Annotated in this window: 22 protein-coding genes; 14 read left to right on the top strand and 8 right to left on the bottom strand. The window is 69.2% G+C overall.

The genetic code is table 11. The features are described 5' to 3' along the window. Window positions 1–16: 16 nt before the first annotated feature. From ACAG20_RS13320 to ACAG20_RS13310, 3 genes are all read right to left on the bottom strand, one after another. On the bottom strand, window positions 17–1,171 hold the full coding sequence (locus tag ACAG20_RS13320) for a thiolase family protein (protein ID WP_370492849.1): 1,155 nt from the start codon (window positions 1,169–1,171) through the stop codon (window positions 17–19). A 13-nt stretch (window positions 1,172–1,184) separates the two neighbouring features. After that, window positions 1,185–1,601: a Zn-ribbon domain-containing OB-fold protein gene (locus tag ACAG20_RS13315; RefSeq protein ID WP_112684324.1), complete on the bottom strand. Its 417-nt coding sequence runs from the start codon at window positions 1,599–1,601 to the stop codon at window positions 1,185–1,187. Window positions 1,602–1,795: 194 nt separating this feature from the next. Beyond that, window positions 1,796–2,446: a TetR/AcrR family transcriptional regulator gene (locus ACAG20_RS13310; protein WP_370492848.1), complete on the bottom strand. Its 651-nt coding sequence runs from the start codon at window positions 2,444–2,446 to the stop codon at window positions 1,796–1,798. Between the two features lie 173 nt (window positions 2,447–2,619). On the opposite strand from ACAG20_RS13310, the gene ACAG20_RS13305 reads away from it, so the two are divergent. After that, window positions 2,620–3,402 (top strand): enoyl-CoA hydratase, encoded by a 783-nt coding sequence (locus ACAG20_RS13305; RefSeq protein WP_013827663.1) that lies wholly within the window; start codon window positions 2,620–2,622, stop codon window positions 3,400–3,402. On the opposite strand, the gene ACAG20_RS13300 is transcribed toward ACAG20_RS13305, so the two are convergent. From ACAG20_RS13300 to ACAG20_RS13280, 5 genes are read right to left on the bottom strand one after another with little or no spacing between them, the layout of a single operon-like run. Continuing rightward, entirely contained in the window at window positions 3,395–4,873 is a 1,479-nt protein-coding gene (locus tag ACAG20_RS13300) for an AMP-binding protein (protein WP_370492847.1), read from the bottom strand. The two genes, ACAG20_RS13305 and ACAG20_RS13300, sit on opposite strands and share 8 nt — an antisense overlap. Further along, window positions 4,870–5,643 (bottom strand): SDR family NAD(P)-dependent oxidoreductase, encoded by a 774-nt coding sequence (locus ACAG20_RS13295; protein ID WP_370492964.1) that lies wholly within the window; start codon window positions 5,641–5,643, stop codon window positions 4,870–4,872. Before ACAG20_RS13295 ends, ACAG20_RS13300 begins: the two co-directional genes overlap by 4 nt. 2 nt (window positions 5,644–5,645) lie before the next feature. Then, window positions 5,646–7,193, bottom strand: a complete 1,548-nt coding sequence (locus ACAG20_RS13290) for an AMP-binding protein (protein ID WP_370492846.1) — start codon at window positions 7,191–7,193, stop codon at window positions 5,646–5,648. Continuing rightward, window positions 7,190–7,927, bottom strand: a complete 738-nt coding sequence (locus tag ACAG20_RS13285) for a GntR family transcriptional regulator (protein WP_370492845.1) — start codon at window positions 7,925–7,927, stop codon at window positions 7,190–7,192. The genes ACAG20_RS13290 and ACAG20_RS13285 overlap by 4 nt, the downstream gene beginning before the upstream one ends. Continuing rightward, window positions 7,924–9,528 carry an SMP-30/gluconolactonase/LRE family protein gene (locus tag ACAG20_RS13280; protein ID WP_370492844.1) on the bottom strand — a complete coding sequence of 535 codons (1,605 nt, stop codon included), beginning with the start codon at window positions 9,526–9,528 and terminating at the stop codon, window positions 7,924–7,926. Before ACAG20_RS13280 ends, ACAG20_RS13285 begins: the two co-directional genes overlap by 4 nt. Before the next feature lie 175 nt (window positions 9,529–9,703). Between ACAG20_RS13280 and ACAG20_RS13275 the strand changes: the two genes are divergently transcribed. From ACAG20_RS13275 to ACAG20_RS13215, 13 genes are all read left to right on the top strand, one after another. Further along, window positions 9,704–10,840: a CaiB/BaiF CoA transferase family protein gene (locus ACAG20_RS13275; RefSeq protein ID WP_370492963.1), complete on the top strand. Its 1,137-nt coding sequence runs from the start codon at window positions 9,704–9,706 to the stop codon at window positions 10,838–10,840. Beyond that, window positions 10,837–12,018 (top strand): acyl-CoA dehydrogenase family protein, encoded by a 1,182-nt coding sequence (locus ACAG20_RS13270; protein ID WP_370492843.1) that lies wholly within the window; start codon window positions 10,837–10,839, stop codon window positions 12,016–12,018. Before ACAG20_RS13275 ends, ACAG20_RS13270 begins: the two co-directional genes overlap by 4 nt. Beyond that, window positions 12,015–12,935 (top strand): acyl-CoA dehydrogenase family protein, encoded by a 921-nt coding sequence (locus tag ACAG20_RS13265; RefSeq protein ID WP_370492842.1) that lies wholly within the window; start codon window positions 12,015–12,017, stop codon window positions 12,933–12,935. Before ACAG20_RS13270 ends, ACAG20_RS13265 begins: the two co-directional genes overlap by 4 nt. Continuing rightward, window positions 12,932–14,095, top strand: coding sequence for an acyl-CoA dehydrogenase family protein (locus tag ACAG20_RS13260; RefSeq protein ID WP_370492841.1), 1,164 nt, complete (start codon window positions 12,932–12,934; stop codon window positions 14,093–14,095). The genes ACAG20_RS13265 and ACAG20_RS13260 overlap by 4 nt, the downstream gene beginning before the upstream one ends. Beyond that, entirely contained in the window at window positions 14,092–15,108 is a 1,017-nt protein-coding gene (locus ACAG20_RS13255; protein WP_370492840.1) for an acyl-CoA dehydrogenase family protein, read from the top strand. Before ACAG20_RS13260 ends, ACAG20_RS13255 begins: the two co-directional genes overlap by 4 nt. 25 nt (window positions 15,109–15,133) lie before the next feature. After that, a complete protein-coding gene (locus tag ACAG20_RS13250) occupies window positions 15,134–16,840 on the top strand; it encodes a thiamine pyrophosphate-binding protein (protein WP_370492839.1) in 1,707 nt (568 codons plus the stop codon). Window positions 16,841–16,907: 67 nt separating this feature from the next. Then, entirely contained in the window at window positions 16,908–18,098 is a 1,191-nt protein-coding gene (locus ACAG20_RS13245) for an acyl-CoA dehydrogenase family protein (RefSeq protein ID WP_370492838.1), read from the top strand. Further along, a complete protein-coding gene (locus ACAG20_RS13240; protein ID WP_370492837.1) occupies window positions 18,098–19,303 on the top strand; it encodes a CaiB/BaiF CoA transferase family protein in 1,206 nt (401 codons plus the stop codon). Before ACAG20_RS13245 ends, ACAG20_RS13240 begins: the two co-directional genes overlap by 1 nt. After that, window positions 19,303–20,091, top strand: coding sequence for an enoyl-CoA hydratase/isomerase family protein (locus tag ACAG20_RS13235; protein ID WP_370492836.1), 789 nt, complete (start codon window positions 19,303–19,305; stop codon window positions 20,089–20,091). The genes ACAG20_RS13240 and ACAG20_RS13235 overlap by 1 nt, the downstream gene beginning before the upstream one ends. A 13-nt stretch (window positions 20,092–20,104) precedes the next feature. Further along, a complete protein-coding gene (locus ACAG20_RS13230; RefSeq protein ID WP_112684340.1) occupies window positions 20,105–21,250 on the top strand; it encodes a thiolase family protein in 1,146 nt (381 codons plus the stop codon). A 30-nt stretch (window positions 21,251–21,280) separates the two neighbouring features. After that, on the top strand, window positions 21,281–22,429 hold the full coding sequence (locus tag ACAG20_RS13225; protein WP_370492835.1) for an acyl-CoA dehydrogenase family protein: 1,149 nt from the start codon (window positions 21,281–21,283) through the stop codon (window positions 22,427–22,429). Between the two features lie 116 nt (window positions 22,430–22,545). Further along, window positions 22,546–23,160 carry a TetR/AcrR family transcriptional regulator gene (locus ACAG20_RS13220; RefSeq protein ID WP_112684342.1) on the top strand — a complete coding sequence of 205 codons (615 nt, stop codon included), beginning with the start codon at window positions 22,546–22,548 and terminating at the stop codon, window positions 23,158–23,160. Continuing rightward, entirely contained in the window at window positions 23,157–23,684 is a 528-nt protein-coding gene (locus tag ACAG20_RS13215) for a hypothetical protein (protein ID WP_205868817.1), read from the top strand. Before ACAG20_RS13220 ends, ACAG20_RS13215 begins: the two co-directional genes overlap by 4 nt. Window positions 23,685–23,695 lie beyond the last annotated feature (11 nt).

Below are 23,695 nucleotides of genomic sequence, written 5' to 3'. Positions count from 1 at the left end.
GTCGCGCCGTGAGCGCTCAGACCGTGACGATGGTCGCCGACGCCGTCCCGGGCGCACCGTAGACCTGCGCGAAGCCCACCTTCGGCTCGCCCGGCACCTGACGGTCACCGGCCCGGCCGCGCAGCTGCAACACCAGCTCGTGCAGCTGGCGAAGCCCGGACGCCCCGATCGGCTCGCCGTTGGCGATCAGGCCGCCGTCGGTGTTGACCGGAAGCGACCCGGAGATCTCGGTGGCGCCGTCGGCGAGTAGCTTCTCCTGGTCGCCGTCGGCGCAGAAACCGCATTCGGCCATGTGGATGACCTCGGCGCCGGCGTCGGTGTCCTGCAGCTGGATCACATCGACGTCTTCGGGTGCCACACCGGCCTTTTCGAACGCGGCGCGGGCCGCATACACCGTCGGCGCGACGTCCTCTTCGATCGGAGCCGACGTGCCGTGCACCTCGTAGGCGCCGTAGGTGCGGGTGCGGATCTCGGTGGCCTTCAGATACACCGGCTTGTCGGTGTAGCGGTGGGCGATGTCGGCACGGCACATCACCACCGCGGCGGCGCCCTCGTCCGGCGCGCAGAACATGTACTGCGTCAGCGGGTAGTTCAGCACCGCCGAGTTGAGGATGGCGTCCTCAGGTATCGGTTTGCGCCGGAAGGCATTCGGGTTCAGCGCGCCGTTGCGGAAGTTCTTGGCGGCGACTTTGGCCAGCGTCTGCTGCGAGATGTTGTGCTTGTGCAGGTAGCGGTTGGCCTTCATGCCGAAGAACTTGGTGGTGACGAACTGCCCGTTCTCGGCGTACCAGGCCGGCAGCGCCAGCTTGGCCGGGTCATCGGTGAACGCCCCGCGAGGGTGCTTGTCCATGCCGATCGCGATGCCGATGTCGTACTTGCCGGATGCGATGTTGTCGGCGCAGACCTGGGTGGCCGTCGCCGCCGTCGCGCAGGCGTTGAACACGTTGGTGAACGGGATGCCGGTGAGCCCGACCAGTCGGGTCACCGCGTCGGGGTTGGAGATCTCGTAGCTGCCGCCGACCCCGAACTGGATGTCCTTCCACTCGACACCGGCGTCGGCCAGCGCGGTGTGGATCGCCTCGGCGCCCATCTGCATCGCGGACTTGTCGAACCGGCCGAACGGGTGCAGGCCGACGCCGATGATCGCCACATCGTTGTTGGTTACCGTCATGTCGCAGGTCTCCTTAGACGGGCTGGAAGGCCCAGGTGAGAATCTCGGTTCCGTCGTCGTCGACATAGAACGGCACCATGGTCAGTTCGACGTCCATCCCGAATTTCAGCTTGGCGGGATCCGATTCGGTCAGGCGGGCCTCGACCTGGATCACGTCGCCGAGCCGGATCAATCCGATGCCGAAGGGGGTGAAGCTCTCGGCGGTCTCGCCGCCGGCGTAGGGCAGCTTCGGCACGAAGCCCTGGGTGGTCCAGGCTTCTAGCGTGCCCTGGCGGGGCAGCAGCAGATCCTGCATCCGCGGGCCGCTGCAGCGCGGGCAGTGATCCTGCCGCGGCCACACCGTCGCCTCGCAGTCGTCGCATTGACTGCCGACCAGGGCGAGGTTCTCGTCGGGCCAGTTGGTGACCTCGGGAGCCAGGACTTTACGCATGGGCGGCACTCGCCGGGGGACGGCACAATGTGGAAATCACATTCTCAATTAGAGCATATGACCATCTGAGAGGGAAGCCGATGCCGGCTCCGGGCGTCGCGCTGGCAGTGGTGCCGGGGTGCGAGCGTGCGCAAACCCGGGAATTTCGGCGGCGTGTCGACCGGAAACACGCCCGCTCGCGCAGGAAAGTCCGGTCAGTTGGCCAGGCCGTGGGCGCAGAAGTCCCACACCTCATCGGCGGTGATGGGATGGATCGCCGGGTCGTCGGATTCGCCGCTGGACTGCGCCACAAACATCACGGTCTGCATGGTCATCGCCGCCATGCGCCGCGCGTTGACGCCGTTGCGCAACTCGCCGGCCTGCTCGGCGGCCTCCATCAACTCGGTGAGCAGACTCAGCAGCGGGGTGAAAGCGACCCGGACCTCGGTGGGATGCGAAACCAGCAGCCGCGGTGCGAAATCGGTGAACAGCGGGCGCTTGGCCGACGGGTCCGGCCGGGACAGCTCGAAGAGCAACTCGACGGCGACCTTCAACCGCTGCAGTGGCTTGGTCTGGTCCTCGGTGGCGGCGCGGATCTGGTCGGCGGTCCGGCTCAGGGCGTCCTCGAACAGCGCCAGCAGCAACTCGTGCTTGCCGTTGAACTGCAGGTAGAAGCTGCGCAGCGACTGCCGTGAGCGCTCCACGACCTCCTGGACGGTGAAGTCCGTGCTGCCCTTCTCGATGATGATGGCCTGGGCGGCGTCCAGAAATCGCTGAACGCGCTGGGCGGCGCGCAGCCGTGCGGTCTTGATCGATCGCTCAACCGCCCGCTGCTTCCAGACGGGCTCCTCTTCGGGGTTGCTCACCAGCGGCTCCGACCGTTGCCTTTTTGGGAGAACACGAATGCACCTTACCGGAGAATGCGGTCATGTCGGCGTGGCCGATCGCGGCGGTGCCGTCCCGGCGGCGAAGATGGTAACTTTCCCAGAATGAGAAGCGGCTTCTCATCGATTGCCGATCCCGCAACTGAAGGACACCCATGTACATCGATTACGAGGTCGCCGACCGGATCGCGACGATCACGCTGAACCGGCCCGAGGCCGCCAACGCCCAGAATCCCGAGCTGCTCGACGAGCTCGACGCGGCCTGGACGCGCGCCGCCGACGACGACGATGTCGCCGTCATCGTGCTGCGGGCCAACGGCAAACACTTCTCGGCCGGCCACGACCTCAAGGGCGGCGGCCCGGTGCCGGACAAGATCACCCTGGAGTTCATCTACAAACACGAGTGCAAGCGGTACCTGGAGTACACGCTGCGGTGGCGCAACGTGCCCAAGCCGTCGATCGCCGCGGTGCAGGGCCGGTGCATCTCCGGTGGGTTGATGTTGTGCTGGCCGTGCGACCTGATCATCGCCGCCGATGACGCCCAGTTCTCCGACCCGGTGGTGTTGATGGGCATCGGCGGCGTCGAGTACCACGGGCATACCTGGGAACTGGGCCCGCGCAAAGCCAAGGAGATCCTGTTCACCGGCCGCGCGATGACCGCCCAGGAAGTCGAGCAGACCGGGATGGTCAACAAGGTGGTGCCGCGCGATGAGCTCGACGCCGAGACCCGCCGGCTCGCCGAGCACATCGCCACCATGCCGTCCTTCGCGCTGCGGCAGGCCAAGCGGGCGGTCAACCAGACCCTGGATGTGCAGGGCTTCTACTCGGCGGTCCAGTCCGCCTTCGACATCCACGAGACCGGCCACGGCAACGCGCTCTCGGTCTGCGGCTGGCCGGTGCTGGTCAACCTCGACGAGATGAAGTCACAGGTCAAGTAGTCGCGCAGGCCAACGACCGCAGCTCACGTTTGAGCACCTTGCCGTAGCTGTTCTTGGGCAGCGCGTCGACGAACTCGTAGCGTTTCGGGCGCTTGAACCGGGCGATGCGTTCCAGCAGATGGGCGTCCAGTTCGGCCGCTGAGGCATCGCCGACGATGAACGCGACCACGACCTCGCCCCATTCGGCATCCGGTGCACCCACCACGCCGGCCTCGACGACCCCCGGGTGGTCCAGCAGCGCCTCTTCGACTTCGCGGGGATAGATGTTGCTGCCGCCGCTGATCACCACGTCCTTGGAGCGGTCCCGCAACGTGAGAAACCCGCGTTCGTCGAAGCAGCCCTTGTCGCCGGTGAACAACCAGCCGTCCCTGATGGTCGCGGCGGTGGCTTCCGGGTCCTTCCAGTAGCCGCCCATCACCACGTCGCCGCGGCAGACGATCTCGCCGACCTCGCCGACCGGCGCGGGGGTGCCGTCGTCGCGCAGCACCGAGACCTGCACTCCGGAGCGCGGATAGCCCACCGAGCCCAGCATCGCGTCGTCGCCGCCGGCGTGGTCGGCACGGCTCAGGCCGGTGATCGTCATCGGGGCCTCGCCCTGGCCGTAGAGCTGGGCGAACACCGGCCCGAACGCGGCCAGTGCGCGCTTGAGGTCCCCGAGATACATCGGGCCGCCGCCGTAGATGATGGTGCGCAGGTTGGGCGGGCGCCCGCGGCCGGTGGCCAACAGCCGCGCCACCATGGTGGGCGCCAGAAACGCGGTGGCGCCGGGATGATGCCCGCACAGGTCGAGGAATTCGTCGGCGTCGAACGCGCCGGAGGCCGGCACCACCTGCCGCGCCCCGCGCAACACGTAGGGCGCGATGTACAGCCCGGAGCCGTGCGACATCGGGGCGCCGTGGATCAGGCTGCAATCGGCGTCGGGATCGTCGAGGTCGGCCAGATGCGCCACCGTCATCGCCATCAGGTTGCGGTGGGTCAGCATCGCCCCCTTCGAGCGCCCGGTGGTGCCGCTGGTGTAGAACAGCCACGCCGGCCGGGAGGGATCCGGATCCGGCGGCGCGGCCGGTTCGATCTGGAACCGCTCCAGATATGCTGCGCTGCCCATGATCTCGATCGGGACGGGTACCGCACCGCTCAGCCCGGCGGCGAGCGTCGGGGACGCGAAAATCAGATCAGCGCCGGCGTCGGAGATGATCTGGGCCATCTCCCGTGGGTGCAGCTTGTAGTTGAGCGGGACGACGACGCCGTCGGCCGCCCAGGTGGCGAACATCAGCTCGATGATCTCGGGCCGGTTCTCGCTGGCGATCACGATCCGTGCCCCGGGCGCAACCGCTGCGCGCAGTGATGCCGCCAAGCGCAGCACGCGGTCGGCCAGCTCGCGCCAGGTGTGCAGTTGGCGCTCACCGTGATACACCGCGCCGCGCTCGCCGAATCGGGCCGCGGCCTGATCGAGCAGCGAGAACAGGTTCACGGCTGCACCCACTGCGAGTCGAGCCCGAAGTCCGAGAGGTACTTGGTCGAACTCCAACCGCCGTCCACCACGATGGTCTGGCCGTTGATGAACGCGCCGGCCTCCGAGCACAAGAAGGCGACGGTGTTGGCGATGTCGTCCACCCGGCCCAGTCGCGGATACGGCGTCATCTCGGTGTTGATCTTGCGGAAGCGCGGGTCGTCGAGGCGTTGTTCGACCATCGGCGTGACGGTGACCCCGGGGGCCACCGCGTTGCACCGGATGCCCTGGGCTCCGTACTGGCAGGCGATGTGGGTGGTCAGCGCGGTCATCCCGCCCTTGGCGGCGGAGTACGCCCCGCCGCGCAGGCCGCCGACCACCGCGAAGGTGGAGGTGACGTTGATGATCGCCGACCCGGGCCGCAGGTGCGGCAGCACCTCACGCGCCAGCCGGAACGGTGCTCGCAGCATCAGGTTCAGGAAGTGGTCGAGGGTGTCGTCGTCGGTGTCGTGCAGTGGTTTCGGGCTGCCGACGCCGGCATTGTTGATCAGAAAGTCCACCTGGCCCCACCGGCCCAGCGCGGCATCGACGATCTGCTGCGGCGCGTCGGCCGCGGTGAGGTCGACGGCCAGCGTGGCGACCCGATCCGGATCGCCGATCTCGGCGGTGAGCCCGGCCAGCCGATCGGCGTCGCGGCCGGTCCCCAGCACGGCCAGCCCGTCCGCGGCAAGCTTTGTGGCGCAGCCGAATCCGATTCCGCTGCTGGCACCCGTCACGATCGCCACCTGCATGCTCACTCACCTACCTTCGACCGGGCCAGCACCGCCCGGATGCGCTGCTTGACAACCTTTCCGGCATCGTTCTTGGGCAGCTCGTCCCAGATCTCCACCTGTTCGGGCGCCTTGAACACCGCCACACCCTGCGCGGTCAGCAGTTCGCGCAACTCGGCCACGTCGGGCGCGGTGCCGCCGGCTGGGACGATCACGGCGCAGGCGCGTTCCCCGGTGCGCTCGTCGGGCACGCCCACCACGGCGATCTCGGCGATGCCGGGATGGCCGATCAGGATGTCCTCCACCTCTCGCGCGGAGATGTTCTCCCCGTTGCGGATGATGACGTCCTTGAGTCGGCCGGTGACCAGCAGGTACTCGTCGTCGACCCAGCGGCCCAGATCGCCGGTGGCGAAGTAGCCGTCGGCGTCGAAGCAGCCCCGCGCGTCCTCGCTGCGCCGGTAACCCACCAGCATCTGCGGCCCCCGGACGTAGATCTCGCCCTCGCCGTCCGGGGCGCCGCGGTGGGCGACCAACTTGATATCGGCGATCCCGGCTCGGCCGTCGGTGTCCGCGGCGTAGGCGCGCTCGTGGGCGCCGACCGCGCCGACCGTGGTCACCGGAACCTCGCTGGACCCGTACACCCGGGTGACGGCGGCGCCGTCGAAGTAGTCGGCCGCCTCGCGGATCAACGACGCCGGCACGGCTGCCCCGCCGCAGACGAAGAGCTTCAGGTCGGGCAACCGGGTGCCGGCGCGACGGGCGGCGGCCAGCAATTGGGCCAGAAACGGCGTCGCCCCGGCCACATGGGTGCAGTGTTCGGCCCGCATCAGCGCCACCGCCGCCTCGGCATCCCAGCTGTCCATCAGCACCGCGGTCGTGCGCAGCAGCAGCGGTGCCTCGAACGCATAGATCGATCCGCCGATATGGGCGATCGGAGACGGCACCAGGAACGTGGCGCCGGGCTCCATCAGCCAGTGCCGCCCGAGCTGAGCGATCAGCGCGTTGATCGAGTTATGGCTGTGCAGCACGCCTTTCGCTCGGCCGGTGGTACCAGAGGTGTACAGCAGCAACAGCACCGCGTCCGGGTCCACCGGCGGCAGCGACACCGCGCGCGGGTGGTCGGTCAGCGCACGGTAGTCGGTGCCGGCGGCCGGGCCGGATGCACGCACCAACACCACCTCCGGCGGCTCGGCGAGTGCAGCGGTCACCCGGGTCAGCATGGCGGCGTAGTCGTGACCGCGGAAGCGCTGCGGGGCGAACAACATTCGGCTGTCCGAATCCGACAGGATAAACGTCAGCTCCGCATCCCGCAGCGACGGCAGGATCGGGTTGACCACCATCCCGGCCAGTGCCGCGGCCAGGTAGACCACGGCGGCCTCGTGCCAGTTCGGCAGCATGAACGACACCACGCTGCCCGCCGGCATCTTCTGCGACATCGCGCCGGCCAGCGCGTGGGCAGCGGAATGCAACTCCCGGCAGGTCAGCCGGGTCTCGCCGTCGACGAGCAGAACTCGGTCGGGAGCCCGATCGGTTTCCTGCGCCAGGGCGTCGGCCAGCGTGTGCAGCCTCATGGGCCGGGCTGTCCCATCACCCGGTGCAGCGTCATCGAATACCGGTAGTCGTCGCCGGCGTGGGTGTTCACCGTCACCTGCGCGATCTCGCCCTCGGAGGTGGTGTAGCTGCGCTGCATCTGCAGTGCGGCGGTTCCGGGTTCGACGGCCAGTTCGCCGGCGAGTTCGGCGGTGACGATCACCGCGCGGATGTGCTGGCGCACCTCGACGACGCTGACGCCGAACACGTCCTCGATCAGCGGGAAGATCGGACCGCTGTGCCGCTGCAGCAATCGGCCGACGCGCGCGAACGCGCGGTTGATGTAGTACTCGGTCCGGCAGATCGGCGCGCGCTGGCCGTCGGCTCGCCGGTAGCCGCGCACCGCCAGCCAGTCGGTGCCCGCCGGCAGCCCGGTGCGCGCGGCGATTTCGTCGTCGACGGTGACCATGGCATTGGCGTCGATCTCGAAGGAGGCGCCGGCCGCGAAGGCGACCAGGTCATCGATCGACACCACGTCCTGGGCATAGCAGTTCGTCGCCGCGCGGGGAATCACCACGGTGCCCGCGCGGGGCCGGGATACCACCAGGTTGTCCTCCCGCAGCCGTCGCAGCGCTTCGCGGACGGTGTAACGGCTGACCGAGAACCGTTCGCACAGTTCGTGTTCGGTGGGCAGCTGGGAACCCACCGGATAGACCCCGTCGGCGATCTCCTTGCGCAGGGCCCGCGCAACCTTGAGGTAGCGGTGGTCGGTCACGGGTCGACCGGGTGCAGTGCCAGCACGCTGCCCTCCCCGTCGGCCGCGACGAACAACGTGCCGTCCCGGTCGCGTGCGATGCCGGCGAACGGGCCCTGCGGACCGGAGAACGGCGGCATGCCCCGCAGCGGTTTGGGCACCACGCCCGGCGGCGGTCCGATCGGCAGGCCGGCTGCGACGGTGTGCCGCGACCCGGTGGCCAGGTCGACGGCGAGCACCTCGCGATTGCCCGCGTCCACGATGTAGAGCCGGCCGTCGGCCGGCAGAATGCCCTGCGGCCGGGCCAGGCCGTCGACGACCGTCTCGGTGCCGGACCCACCGACCCGCACCACCCGCCCGGCGCCGGATTCGGCGACCAGGTGGGAACCATCGCCCGTGGCGGCGATGCCCACCGGGCCGGCCAGTCCCGCGGCGAGCACCTCGGTTTCACCGGCGCCGACGCGCAGCACCCGGCCGGTGCCGAACTCGGTGACCACCACCCCGGCGGGTCCGGCGGTGACCCCGTAGAGCTGGTCGAAGCCGTCGGCGAGCACCTCGACGGCCGATTGCGCCGGCAGGTAGCGGCTGACCTGTCCACCGGAGGTGGTGACGACGAACTCGCCGGCGCCCACCGCGGTCACGCCGCGGATGAAGCCGGGATAGCCGGGACTGAACAGCATGCCCAGCGTCTGCAGTCGGTTGTCGTCGCCGACCGCATAGAAGTAGGTGCCGTCGGCGACGTAGAGCGTGCCGGTGGCGTCGACGGTGAGGTCCAGCGGCCAGTTCAGTCCGCCGGGCAGCACCGTGGTCACCGCACCGCCGGTGATCTCGGCGATCTCGCCGCTGAAGTTGGAGACGAACAGCCGCTCGCCGACGAATGTGCAGTTGTCCAGGCCGGGACTCAGCTGTGCCAGCACGGTGTGATCGCCGGTGCGCGGGTCGATCCGCAACACCTGGCCGGTGGCCGCCTGGGTCGAGACGATGAATCCGTCCGCGTCGAACTTCACCGAGTCGGGAACACCGAGATCGCCTGCAACCCGCTGCGGCAGGGCCTCGGTCGCCAACGGGTCGATGCGCCAGATCTCGTTGGCGGTCATCACCGGGAAGTACAGCAGCCCGTCGGGCCCCACCGCCATGGCGTTGGGCGACGGCAGGTTCTCGGCCAGGATGCGCTGCGCCCCGGTGGCACGGTCCAGCTCCATCAGCCGGCCGCCGTCGCGGCACTCCCCGACGAATAGCCGGTCTTGATGCACCGTGATCCCGTTGGCGCACGGCAGATCGTCGCGCAGGACCCGGGCGCGTCCGTTGTCGAGCGCACTGACCCGGGCGTCCATCACCTCGGTGGCATACAGCGTGCCGGCGGAGTCGAAGGCGACGTCGTCGGGGGCCACGACGTCCCCGCCGCGTGCGCTGATGACGGCCAGCTCGCCGGTGGACACGTCCAGCGCGCTGATCTGGCTTCCGGTGACCTGGGCGACGTAGACCCGGCCGTCGGGGCCGGTCCGCAGGCCGTTGGCGCCGAACAGCCGGCTCGGGGCGGTGACCCGCTCCAACCGCCAGCCGGGTGCGACCGTCGGGTCGGTCCGCCCATCGCGCGGAAGAAGCGGGGAGGGTGCCGTCATACCTTCGGACGCTACCAAGCGCAGTTAGTCCAGACAATAGCCGTCGGTGATGCGCGTCTGGGCCTTGACGCGCGAATAAGCGCTGCGGAATAGTGTTCTGCAATACGCAGAACGGAGTATTTTGTCCGAACAAATCACGGTGGACGTTGCTGGGGGCGCTCCGGCGAGCGGACCGCTGCACGGTGTCCGCGTGGTCGACCTGACGACCATGGTGATGGGCCCCTACTGCACGCAGATCATGGCCGACATGGGCGCCGACGTCATCAAGGTCGAGCCGCCCGAAGGCGATGCCACCCGCTACATCTCGGCGGGCCCCGCGCCGGACATGAGCGGGGTGTTCGTCAACGTCAACCGCGGCAAACGCGGCATCGTGCTGGACCTGCGCACCGACGAAGGCAAGGCGGCGATGACCGCGCTGATCGCCGGCGCCGACGTGTTCATCCATTCGATGCGCGCCAAGGCGATCACCAAGCTGGGCCTGGACTACGGCGCGGTGGCCGCGATCAACCCCGCGATCGTCTACACCAACTGCTACGGCTACTCCCGCCGCGGCCCCGAGGGCGACCGTCCGGCCTACGACGACACCATCCAGGCCGAATGCGGACTGCCCGCGGTGCAACAGCAACTCACCGGCCGGGCCGATTACGTGGGCACCATCATGGCCGACAAGATCGCCGGGCTGACCGCGCTGTACGCCACGATGATGGCGCTGTTCCACCGGGAGCGCACCGGGCAGGGCCAGGAGGTCGAGGTCGCGATGTTCGAGACCATGGCCTCGTTCATGCTCGTCGAACACGCCAACGGCGCGATGTTCGACCCGCCGCTGGGGCCGGCGGTCTACCCGCGCACGGTGGCGCCCAACCGGCGCCCGTATCAGACCAGCGACGGACATATCGCCGCGCTGATCTACAACGACAAGCACTGGAACGCCTTCATCGATGCCGTGCAGCCGCCCTGGGCCTCCGAGCAGTACGCCACCCTGGCGCAGCGCGCCCAGCAGATCGACACCGTGTATGGACTGCTGGCCGAGACCATGACGGAACGCACCACCGCGCAATGGCTGAAGCTGTTGCACGAGTTGGAGATTCCGGCCGCCCCGCTGAACGCCCCGGGTGACCTCTTCGACGATCCGCACCTCAACGCGGTCGGCCTGTTCGAGACCGTCGACACCCCGGCCGGACCGGTGCGCTTTCCCGGTGTGCCCACCTGGCTGTCGCGCACCCCCGGCCGGGTCGCCGGCCCCGCGCCGGAGCTGGGAGCCCACACCGCGGCGGTGCTCGCCGAACTCGGGCTCGACGGAGCGCGCGCATGAGCCTCGACTTCGACATGGGGCCCCGCGCCGGCGCGCTGCGAGGCCAGCTGCGCGAGCTGATCGAACACGAGCTGCCGGAGCACTTCCCGGGCGCGTTCACCGACGATCCGGCCGATCTGGCTGCCGCACAACGGTTCTGCCGGGTGCTCGCCGAGCGCGACTTGCTGTGCCTGTCCTGGCCGCAGCAGTTCGGCGGAGCGGACGCCTCGGTGTGGGAGCAGACCGTGGTCCGCGAGGAGATGTGGGCCCACCACGAACCGCGCGGGGCGCAGTACATGGGGGTCAACTGGGTCGGGCCGATCATCATGCGGCACGGCACCCCCGAACAGCAGCGCCGGCACCTGCCGCCGATCGCCGCCGGCGAGGTGATCTGGTGCCAGGGATTCTCCGAGCCCGAGGCCGGTTCCGACCTTGCGTCGCTGCGCACCCACGCCCGCCGCGATGGCGACGGCTGGCTGATCAACGGCCAGAAGATCTGGACCTCCTACGCGACCATGGCGCAGTGGTGTTTCCTGCTGGCCCGCACCACCCGCCTCGGTGAAGACCTCAAAGAAGGGGTGGCGACCAAGAAGCAGCAGGGCCTGACGGTGTTCCTGGTGCCGATGGACAACCCGGCGATCCAGGTCCGGCCGATTCGCACCATGATGGGCCCGCACCATCTCAACGAGGTGTTCTTCGACGACCTGCGGGTGACCGACGCCGACGTGCTGGGCGAGGTCGACGCCGGCTGGTCGATCGTGGCCGACGTGATGTCCTACGAACGGGTGGGCATCGCCCGCTACGCGCGCTGCGAACGCCTGCTTGCCGCCGCGCCGGACGCGCTCGGCGATCGCTGGGAGACGTTGCCCGCCGAATTGACGGCGCGGTGGGTGCGGATGCTCACGCACTGCCGGCGCGCCCGGCTGATGGCCTACCGGGTGGTCTCGCTGCAGGCCAGCGGGCGGATTGCGCCGGGGGACGCGGCCGCCTACCGGATCGCGGTCACCCGGCTGGACCAGGAGAGCGCCGAGGTCCTGATGGAGATCGCCGCCGAAGCCCCGGCGGGACCGCGGGGGCAGTGGTTCCGTGCCGAGGTCGACGACCACTGGCGCTATTCGCAGGCCGCCACCGTCTCGTCGGGCAGCATCGAGATGCAGCGCATTCTGCTCTCCCGCGCGCTGTTGGCGGGGTCGCGATGATCCTCGAACTCGGCGCGGACGCCGACGAATACGGGCGGGCGGCACTGCGGGCGTTCGACGCGGCCGGTGGCGACGAGCTGGTGGTGCGCGCCGACGCCGACCCGACCGTGCGCGACGAGCTGGTCGCCCCGGTGCTGCGTGGCCTCGGCGCATTCGACCTCAAGCCCCGTGCCGACGCCGACGAACTCGAAGCCGCCGCCGCGCTGTGCCGCAGCGCCGGCTACTGGGCGCTGCCCTACCCGGTGGCCGAATGTCTTTCGGCGCCCGCCGGTCTCGATGTGGACGGCCTCATCGTGGTCGCCGAGCACGCGCCCGCCGGGGCGGTGGCCGGGTTGTCGAAACGGTGGGCCGCGGTCACGCTGGCCGGGGTGCGCAGCACGGCCGTGGCGCAACCGGCGGCCGGACCGGGGCTGGTTGCCGAGCTGACGCTGACCGCGCTCGACACCGCCGGCGCCGATGATGTGGCACTGGCGCTGGCGCTGGGATGCTGGACATTGCTGGGGATGCTGGACCGGGCGCTGGACCTCACGAAAGACCATGTGCGGCTGCGTGAACAGTTCGGCCAGCCGCTGGCGAAGTTCCAGGGCGTGCAGTTCCAGCTGACCGATGCCGAGGTGGAACGCGCCGGGCTGGACATGCTGGCCAAGTACGCGCTGTGGAGCATCGCGACCGCACGCCCCGAAGCGGTCGACGACGCGCTGGCGCTGCGCGCGGCGGCGCTGGAAGCCGCCGACGTGGTATTCCGGGTCTGCCACCAACTGCACGGCGCCGTCGGGTTCTGCGACGAGACGGCCCTGTCCTGGCTGTCGCGTTACAGCCAACCGCTGCGCCGGCTGCCGTGGGGGCTCTCGGCGACCCGCGGGCTGCTGGTCGAGCGCGCCGGCCGCGCCGGGCTGACGGGACTCTACGCAGGATGACCGGCACCGGTGATTTCCGCGCCCAGGTACGCCAGTGGTGCGCCGACAACATCCCGGCGGACTGGCGCCGCACCCAGACCGGGATCAGCGAGGCCGAGTTCGTCGACTTCCAGCGCCGCTGGTTCGCCACGCTGCACAGTGCCGGGTTCGCCGTGCCGCACTGGCCGCGCGAATGGGGCGGCGGCATGTCGGTGGCCGAACAGGCCGTGCTGTATCAGGAGCTGGCCGCCCACGACGCGCCGCGGCTGGTGCTGGCCTTCGTCGGCATCCACCACGCGGCGGCCACCCTGCTGGCCGCCGGCACCGAGGAGCAGCGCCGCCGGCACCTGCCGGGGATCCTCGACGGCGAGATCTGGGTGCAGGGCTTCTCCGAGCCCGAGGCCGGCTCGGACCTGGCGTCGCTGCGCACCACCGCGCGCCGGGTGGGTGACAGCTATGTGATCAATGGCCAGAAGCTGTGGGCCAGCGGCGCGAGCCACGCCCAATGGTGTCTGCTGCTGGCCCGCACCGACCCGGATGCCCCCAAGCGCAAAGGGATCTCGTACTTCCTGCTGGACATGGCCACCCCCGGGGTGCAGGTGCGGCCGATCCGCAACGCCGTCGGCGATGAGCATTTCTGCGAGATCTTCCTCGATGACGTGACTATCCCGGCGGCCAACCTGATCGGGGCCGAGAACACCGGCTGGCAGGTGGCGCAGGCGACGCTCGGGGCCGAACGCGGCATGACCATGCTTGAGCTGGCCGAGCGGCTGGGCTGCGCGGGCTTTCGCTGGCTGGTGCAGGCCGCGCCGACCGACGACCCGGTGGTGGCCGACAGGTTGGCGCAGCTGGAAACCGAGATCACCGGCCTGCGGGCGATGTGCCGCCGACTCGTGGAAGACGCCGAGGCCGGCACGGCCGGGCCCGCCGACGCCTCGATCGTGAAGCTCTACTACAGCGAGCTGTTGCAGCGGCTCACCGACTTCGGCGCCGAGATCGGCGGTTTGGCCGCGCACACGGCGCTGGCCAAACCGCTGTCCAGCGGCTGGGAGTCGGGATCCTGGGTGCTGGATTTCATCGGCTCCTGGGAGTGGACCATCCCCGGCGGCTCCAGCGAGATTCAGCGCACCATCATCGGCGAACGCGGCCTGGGTTTGCCGCGAGAACCGAGCCTGCCGTGACCACAACCGATTTCGCCGAACTGCACGACGACCTTCGGGCCGTCGCCGCCGACGTGCTGTCCCGCGGCCGTGTCACCGACTGGCCGACCATGGCCGACGCCGGCTGGGTGGGGCTGGAGGTACCCGAGGCCTTCGGCGGGGCCGGTGCGACGTTCGCCGAGGTCGCCGTGGTCTGCGAAGAACTGGGAAGGGCCGCCGCGGCGACCGACTATCTGGGCAGCGCGGTGCTGACGGTGGGAGTGCTGAACGCGCTGCAGCACAGTGCGGTTCGTGACCGGTTGCTGACCGATGTCACCGCCGGCACGGCACGGCTCGCCACGGTGATGGGTGACTTCACCCTGGCCGCCGACGGGCGGCTGTCCGGGCGTGCCGACTTCGTTCCCGACGCCGACGGCGCCGATCGGCTGCTGGTGCTGGCCAGCGACCACACCGGTGCCGAGGTCGCCGTGGACACCGACATGCTCGCCGTCTCAGCGCAGCCGGTGCTCGACCAGACTCGCCGGGTCGCCACCGTGCTCGCCGAGGGGGTGCAGGTGGCCGAGCCGTTGCGGTTCACCGGCAATCCCCGGTCGGTGCAGAACCGGGCGGCCGTCGCGGTGGCCTGCGACAGCCTTGGTTTGGCCGAGGCCATGCTGGCCGCCACCGTGTCGTATGCGCAGACCCGCCACCAGTTCGGCCGTCCCATCGGCTCCTTCCAGGCCGTCAAACACGCCTGCGCGGACATGCTGGTGACGGTCTCGGTGGCTCGCGCCCTGGTGCGCGAGGCTGTCGACGCGGTGGCCACCACCGGCTTCGACGGCTCCGACACCGACACCGACACCGCCGTGGCCATGGCCAAGTCGTATGCCTGCGGCGGCGCGGTTGAGGTCGTCGGCAAGGCGCTGCAGTTACACGGCGGGATCGGCTACACGTGGGAGAGCGGCATCCACGTCTATCTGAAACGCGCCGTATTCAATCGGTCGCTGTTCGGGTCACCGGCAGCGCACCGCCGACATCTCGCTCAACGGTATTAACAAGTCAAGCAAGGAGTTTCGAGAAGTGGGTGTGCCCGTATATCGCCGGATTTTGGAATTGTTCGAGGCCGAGGGCGTCAACACGCTGTTCGGTATCCCCGACCCCAACTTCGTGCACATGTTCGTCGAGGCCGAACAGCGCGGTTGGTCGGTGGTGGCGCCGCACCACGAGGAGAGCGCCGGGTTCATGGCCGAGGCGGCGTCGCGGATGACCGGGGCGCCCGGGCTGTGCATCGGCACCCTGGGGCCCGGCGTGGCCAACATCGCCGGGGCGATGATGTGCGCCAAGGTGGAGAACTCCCCGGTGGTGTTCCTGGGTGGGCAGCGGGCCCGCATCACCGAGCGGCGAGTGCGGCGCGGGCGTATCCAATTCGTCCGCCAGGAAGAACTTTTCGCGCCCTCGGTGAAGTACAGCGCGTCGATCGAGTACGCCGACCAGACCGATGAGATCGTGCACGAGGCGATCCGCCGGGCCATGTCCGGCACCCCCGGCCCGGCCTACATCGAATACCCGTCACACGTGATCCTCGAAGAGCTCGATGTCGCCGGTGCGCCGGAGCCGCACCGTTATCGGCTGGTCAACCAGCGGGCCGGGGCGGCCGAGGTCGCCGAAGCCGCCGAGATCATCCGCAACGCGGCCAGCCCGATTCTGCTGGTGGGTCACGGGGTACACACCTCGCGCAGCGCGGACGCGGTGCGCGAGCTCGCCGAACTGCTGGCATGCCCGGTGATCCAGACCTCCGGCGGTACCGCGTTCATCCCCGGTCTGGAAGACCGCACCTTCCCCTACGGGTTCTCCCAATCGGCGGTCGAGGCGGTGGTGGCCTCGGATGTCTGTGTGGCGCTGGGCACCGAACTGGGCGAGCCGGTGCACTACGGCACCACCCGGCACTGGGCGGAGCGGAACGCCGACCGCAAGTGGATCTACGTCGAGCAGGACCCGCTGGCGATCGGGGTGAACCGGCCGATCGACGTGCCCCTGGTGGGCGACCTGCGCGGCGTCGTCCCGCAGCTGGTCGACGCCCTCAAAGACACACCGCGGAGCCCGTCGGCCGAGCTGGACCGCTGGATCCGCCAGGACGCCGAGCAGTTGGCCGAGCTGGCCGAGACCGCACCGGCGGGTCGTTCCCCGGTGCATCCGGCGCGCTACGTGGTCGAGGCCACCAAGGCATTCCCGGCCGACGGGATCATGGTCCGCGACGGCGGCGCCACGGTGATCTTCCAGTGGACCTATTCGCAGTCCAAACCGCACGACGTGATGTGGAACCAGAACTTCGGCCACCTCGGCACCGGGCTGCCGTACGCGGTGGGCGCCTCGGTCGCCGAAGGCGGCAAGCGCCCGGTGATGCTGCTGACCAGCGACTCGGCGTTCCTGTTCCACATCGCCGAACTGGAGACCGCGGCCCGGCTGGGGCTACCGCTGGTCTGCGTGGTCGGGGTCGACCACCAGTGGGGCCTGGAGGTCGGGGTGTACAAGCGGACCTTCGAGCAACCCTCGCCGCAGCCCGGGGTGCACTGGAGCAAGGACGTCCGGTTCGACAAGATCGCCGAAGGCATGGGCTGCCACGGGGAATACGTACAGGACGAGGCGGAGATCGGACCGGCGATCAAGCGGGCCTATGCTGCGGGCGGTACCGCGGTGATCCACGTGTGCATCGACCCCAAGGCCAACTCGGAGGAGATGCCCAACTACGCCGAGTTCCGCACCTGGTACGCCGAGGGAACCCAATGAGTGAGAATGCTATTCTCATTTTCGGCTAACGCATATCCCTGAGTGCAGCGACGAGCTGGAGGAGACCATGCCCGAAGGAATGAGCTTCGAGCTGACCGAGGACCAGCAGCTGATCCGGCAGTCGGTCGCCGAGCTGGCGTCCAAGTTCGACGACCACTACTGGATGTCCAAGGACCAGGCGCACGAGTTCCCGCAGGAGTTCTACGACGCCATCGCCGGCGGCGGCTGGCTGGGCATGACCATCCCCGAGGCCTACGGCGGCCACGGGCTGGGCATCACCGAGGCCACCATCCTGGCCGAGGAGGTGGCGCGTTCCGGCGGTGGCATGAATGCCGCCAGCGCCATCCACATGTCGATCTTCGGGATGCAGCCGGTGGTGGTGTTCGGCTCCGACGAGATGAAGGCCGAGACCCTGCCCCGCATCGCCCAAGGCGACCTGCACGTGTGCTTCGGCGTCACCGAACCGACCGCGGGACTCGACACATCGCGTATCACCACGTTCGCCAAGCGGGACGGCAGCGATTACCTGGTCAACGGCCGCAAGGTGTGGATCTCCAAGGCCCTCGAGTCCGAGAAGATCCTGCTGCTGACCCGCACCGAGTCCCGCGACGACGTGGAGAAGCGAGGAGGCAAGCCGACCGAGGGCCTCACGCTGTTCCTCACCGACATCGACCGCGACCACGTCGACATCCGGCCGATCCCCAAGATGGGCCGAAATGCGGTGTCCTCCAACGAGGTCTTCATCGATGACCTGCGAGTCCCGGCCGCGCACCGGATCGGCGAAGAGGGCAAGGGCTTCTCCTACATCCTGCACGGGCTCAACCCGGAGCGCATGCTGATCGCCGCCGAGGCGCTCGGCATCGGCCGGGTCGCGCTGGACCGCGCGGTCCGCTACGCCAACGAGCGCGTGGTGTTCGACCGGCCGATCGGCATGAACCAGGGCATCCAGTTCCCGCTCGCCGACTCGCTGGCCCGCCTGGACGCCGCCGAGTTGATCCTGCGCAAGGCCACCTGGCTCTATGACAACGGCAAGTCCTGCGGTCGTGAAGCCAACATGGCCAAGTATCTGTGCGCGGATGCCGGTTTCGCGGCGGCGGACCGCGCTTTGCAGACCCACGGCGGGATGGGCTATTCGGAGGAGTACCACATCTCCCGGTTCTTCCGGGAGTCCCGGCTGATGAAGATCGCCCCGGTCAGCCAGGAGATGATCCTGAACTTCCTGGGCTCGCATGTGCTCGGGATGCCGAGGAGCTACTGATGACCCCACCGCTGGCCGGTGTCACGGTGGTGGCCCTGGAGCAGGCGGTGTCCGCCCCGATGTGCACCCGCGCGCTGGCCGACTTCGGTGCGCGGGTGATCAAGGTGGAGAACCCCGACGGCGGCGACTTCGCCCGCTACTACGACGACGTGGTCAACGGCCAGGCGGCGCACTTCGTCTGGGTCAACCGCGGCAAACAGTCGGTCACGCTGGATCTCAAAAGCGAGGCGGGACGCGAGGTTCTGCACCGACTGCTGGACACCGCCGACGTGCTGGTCTCCAACCTCGCACCGGGCGCCACCGCGCGGCTGGGGTTGTCCGCGCAGGACATGGCCGCCCGGCACCCGAACGTGATCGCCGTGGAGATCGACGGCTACGGCAGTGGCGGACCGCTGTCGCACAAGCGGGCCTACGATCTGCTGGTGCAGGCCGAGTCCGGGGTGTGTTCGGTGACCGGCCGGGCGGGGGAGCCGGCCAAGCCCGGCCCGCCGGTGGCCGATGTGACCAGCGGCCTGTACTCGGCGTTGTCGATCATGGCGCTGCTGATCGGCCGCAAGGGTGCGGGCACCGATGAGCCGGCGCCGTCGGTGACCGTCAGCCTGTTCGACACCATGGCCGAGATGATGGGCTATCACCTCACCTATGCGCGACACTCCGGCATCGAACAGCAGCCGCTGGGCATGAGCTCGCCGGCCGTGGCGCCCTACGGCGCGTATGCGACCGCCGACGGCCACACCGTGGTGCTGGGCACCACCAACGACCGGGAGTGGCAGCGGCTGGCCCGCGAGTTGCTGGGCCGCGACGACTTGGCCGACGATCCGCGTTTCACCGGCAACGCCGACCGGGTGGCGAACCGGGCGATCCTGGACGAGGCGATCGGCCAGTGGTGCGCCCGGCACGACCTGGCCAAGATCCAGGACGCGGCCGATGCCGCCGGAATCGGCAACGCGCGCTACAACACCGCCGGCGACGTGCTGGCACACCCGCAGCTGGTCGAGCGCGACCGGTGGCGCTCGATCGACACCCCGGCCGGGCCGATCCCGTCGTTGCTGCCGCCACCGGTGATCGCCGGGTTCGAGCCGCCGATGGGGTCGGTGCCCGCGCTCGGCGAGCACACCGAGGTGGTGCTGGGCGAACTGGGTTTCACCGACACCGAGATCGCCGAGCTGCGCGGCCAGGGGGCGATCGGGCAGGCTGGCAGCTGATGGCGCCCGAGACCGACGTTCTGCTGCGTACCGATCGCGACGGGGTGCGGACCCTCATCCTGAACCGGCCCGCCCGCAAGAACGCGATCAACCCGCAGCTGTGGCGGGCGCTGCGTGATGCGCTGCGCGATGCCGCCGACGACCGCGACCTGCGCGCGCTGATCATCACCGGCGCGGGCGGCGCGTTCTGTTCGGGTGCGGACATCGGCACCGGTGACGACACCCACCCGGTCCACAAGCTGCAGCGGCTCACCGATGTCGCGCTGGCGCTGCACGAGCTGTCAGTGCCGACCATCGCCAAGGTGACCGGGGTGGCGGTCGGGGCGGGCTGGAATCTGGCGCTGGGCTGCGATCTGGTGGTCGCCACCCCGGAATCGACGTTCTGCCAGATCTTCTCGAAGCGGGGTCTGTCGGTCGACCTGGCCGGCTCGTGGTTATTGCCCAAGATCGTCGGCCTGCAGCAGGCCAAGCGGCTGGCGCTGCTGGCCGAGACCATCGACGCCACCGAGGCCCAGGCGCTGAACCTGGTGACGTGGGTGATCGGCGCCGGTGAGATCGACGGGTTCGTCGACGATCTCGCCGACCGGCTGGCTGCCGGCCCGCCGCGGGCGCTGGCGCAGACCAAAATGCTGCTCAATCAGGGTGCCGACTGCACCCTGCCCGAGGCACTGCTCAACGAATCCCGAGCCCAGCTAGTCAATTTCGCGGGCACCGATGCCGCGGAAGCCTATGCGGCCTTCGCCGAGAAGCGCACACCGCGCTTCACCGGCGGGTGGCCCGCCAAGTGAGATCGGAGTAGAGATGCGACCAACAGTGATCGTCGGGGCGGTGCGCACCCCGGTCGGCAAACGCAACGGCGGCCTGGCCGGCACGCACGCCGCGGACCTGTCCGCGATCGTGCTCAACGAGCTGATGACCCGCACCGGGGTCGACCCGGACGTCGTCGACGACGTGGTGTGGGGGTGTGTGTCGCAGGTGGGCGACCAGTCCTCCAACATCGGCCGATACGCGGTGCTGGCCGCGGGCTGGCCCGAGACCATCCCGGGCACCACGGTCAACCGGGCCTGCGGCTCGAGTCAGCAGGCGCTGGACTTCGCCGTACAGGCGGTGATGTCGGGGCAGCAGGACGTCGTCGTCGCCGGCGGTGTCGAGGTCATGAGTCGGGTCCCGCTCGGCGCCGCCCGGGCCACCGGAGAGCCCTACGGCCCCAAAGCTCTTGCGCGCTATGACGGTTTTCAGTTCAACCAGGGCATCGGCGCGGAGATGATCTGCCAGCGGTGGGGGTTCGACCGCGCCCGGGTCGACGAGTACTCGGCGCGCTCGCATGAGCGGGCCGCCGCCGCGCAGGACGCCGGGGCGTTTCGCGACCAGATTGTTCCGGTCACCACCGAAGGCGGGGTGGTGGACGCCGACGAAGGCATCCGCCGCGGCACCACCGTCGAGAAACTGGCCGGACTCAAACCGGCCTTCCGGGACGACGGAATGATCCACGCCGGCAACTCCTCGCAGATATCTGACGGCGCCGCAGCACTTTTGGTGATGAGCGAGGACGATGCTGCCCGCCGGGGGCTGACCCCGCTGGTGCGCTACACCGCCGGCGCGGTGACCGGCGCCGACCCGGTGCTGATGCTCACCGGACCCATTCCGGCCACCGAGAAGGTGCTCAAGCGCGCGGGGCTGGGCATCGACGACATCGGTGTGTTCGAGGTCAACGAGGCGTTCGCGCCGGTGCCGCTGGCGTGGCTGGCCGAGACCGGCGCCGACGAGAAGCTGCTCAACCCGGTGGGCGGGGCGATCGCACTGGGCCATCCGCTCGGCGCCTCCGGCGCGGTATTGATGACCCGGATGATCAACCACATGCGCGACAACGGGATTCGTTACGGATTGCAGACCATGTGTGAAGGCGGCGGAACCGCCAACGCCACGATCGTCGAACTCGTCGGCTAGGCCGGCCGGGTCGGCTAAGGAGACACCGTCATGCAGCGCGTGCTGTTCACCGAAGACCACGAGGCGTTCCGGGCTCTGGCCCGCGACTTCGTCGAGAAGCACGTGGTGCCCGAGTACCCCAACTGGGAGAAGGCCGGCCGGATGCCCCGCGAGGTGTTCGAGCAGCTGGGCTCGCTGGGGATGCTCGGCATGGCGATCCCCGAGGAGTACGGCGGCGCGGGCATCGACGACTACCGCTACAACGTGGTGCTGCAGGAGGAGGCGGCGCGCGCTTTGGTGACGCTCTCCACGGTGCGCACCCAGCTCGAAGTGATCCTGCCGTACTTCCTGCACTACGCCAACGACGAACAGCGGGCGCGCTGGTTCCCCGGGCTGGCGGCCGGCAAGCTGCTGACGGCGATCGCGATGACCGAATCGGGCACCGGATCGGATCTGGCCGGGATGCGCACCACCGCAGTGCGCGACGGCGACGACTACGTCCTCAATGGGGCGAAGACGTTCATCACCGGCGGCATTCAGGCGGATCTGGTGATCGTGGTGGCCCGCACCGCCACCGACCCCGACAACCGCCGCGCCGGGCTGACGCTGCTGGTGGTCGAGGACGGCATGCCCGGCTTCGCCCGGGGCCGCGAACTGGACAAGATGGGCTGCAAGGTTCAGGACACCGCCGAGTTGTCCTTCACCGATGTGCGGGTTCCGATGGCCAACCGGCTGGGGGACGAGGGCCAGGCCTTCAGCTACCTGGGCCACAACCTGGCCCAGGAACGGCTCACCGTGGCGGTCGGCTCGGTGGCGCAGTCCCGCTCGGCGCTGGCCGCCACCATCGATTATGTGAAGAACCGGAACGTGTTCGGCTCACCGGTCGCCTCGTTCCAGAACACCAAGTTCGAGCTGGCGGCGGTCTCCACCGAGATCGAGGCCGCCCAATGCATGCTCGACCGGGCGGTCATCGAGCACGTCGACGGCACGCTCTCGGGCGCCGACGCCGCTCGGGTGAAACTGTTCTGCACCGAGATGCAGGCCCGGGTCATCGATCGCTGTCTGCAGTTGTTCGGTGGCTACGGCTACATGATGGAATACCCGATCGCGCGGCTCTACACCGACGCGCGGGTGGCCCGGATCTATGCCGGGACCAGTGAGGTGATGAAGATGATCATCGCCAAGTCGCTGGGGCTGTGAGGCGGTCTCGGCCGCGGTTGTGAGTCCGTAACCAAAGATTCTTCGATGAGACCCTTGTCACAGCGCGCAAACCAACCTACTGTGTGTTCACTTGGTTGGTTGATCGAAGGAGACCGGTGACCTCACCCCGGCCGTACGCCACACTGCTCGCCAAAGGCGAGGACCGCAGGCAGCGGATTCTGTTGGCAGCCGAGCACCTGTTGGCCCGCAACGGCTGGCGCAACACCTCGCTGGCGCAGATCGCCCGCAACGCCGGGGTCAGCGCGGCGGGCCTACTGCACCACTTCGCGTCCAAGGAACAGCTGCTGCACGCGGTGCTCGACGCCCGCGACGCCGACGATGACACGCACGCCGACCGCAGCGGCGACCTCATCGAGGAGATCCAGCGGGTGGCCGACCGATTCACCCGGGCACCCGAGTTGGTCGGAACCTTCACCGTGCTGCTCGCCGAGAACGTACTGCCCGAGGCGCCGCTGCACGATCGGATGCTGAAGCGCTACCACGCCGCGGTCGACATCGTCGCCGACCTGATCCGGCGCGGGCAGGACGCGGGCCGCTACCGCACCGACTTCGACGCGGCCATCAAGGCCGCGGAAATTCTCGCCTTTATCAACGGAATGGAGATGTCATGGCTACTGGATCCCTCGATACCGCTGGCCGAGGTGTTCACGGCCTACACGGAAACACTGGCCCGCGACTTCGCTCCACTGGAAAAGGACGTCCTGCAATGACCCCCGACCCCGACATGCGGTACCGGTTCGACATCGTCGGCCGCGGTGTCCTCGACGTCGTCAGGGCCGCCGGTGGCTGGCTCTACGACCGCGCCACGGCGGGCTGGGACGTCACCGTGATGATCCTGGACGAGCAGGACACCCGGCCGCTGCAGATCCTCGGGGCGCAGGTGCTGGAGCTGGAGTCGGTGCTCGCCCAATGGGAGCAGTGGCCGAACCCGCAGACCATCGCCGTCTGCGCCGAGATGTTCGACGGCCACGCCCGCGTGCGACAGGGCGTGCTCGACGCGCTGGAACACAGCAGCACCGAGGTGACGCTGTGGGGCGACGTGCCGGCCGAGCTGGATCGCGACGTCGACATCCGCCAGCACCGGCTCAGCGCGGCAGCCCGCGCGTTCAAGGCCCAGGCGCTGCGAGCGGCGGGCCTCGACCCGAAGGGTGTCGCCGGATCGGGTCACATCGAGATGTTCCGCTGTGGGCCGGCGTGTGCGTCGGTCGCGGCAGACCTGAGCCCGGCGAGTTGAGCGGCGCGATC

The sequence above is a fragment of the Mycobacterium sp. pW045 genome, from assembly GCF_041287085.1.
Lineage (GTDB): Bacteria > Actinomycetota > Actinomycetes > Mycobacteriales > Mycobacteriaceae > Mycobacterium > Mycobacterium algericum_A.
The sequence above is the reverse complement of the archived record's forward strand: the minus strand, read 5'-3'. Positions and strand labels throughout refer to the sequence as shown.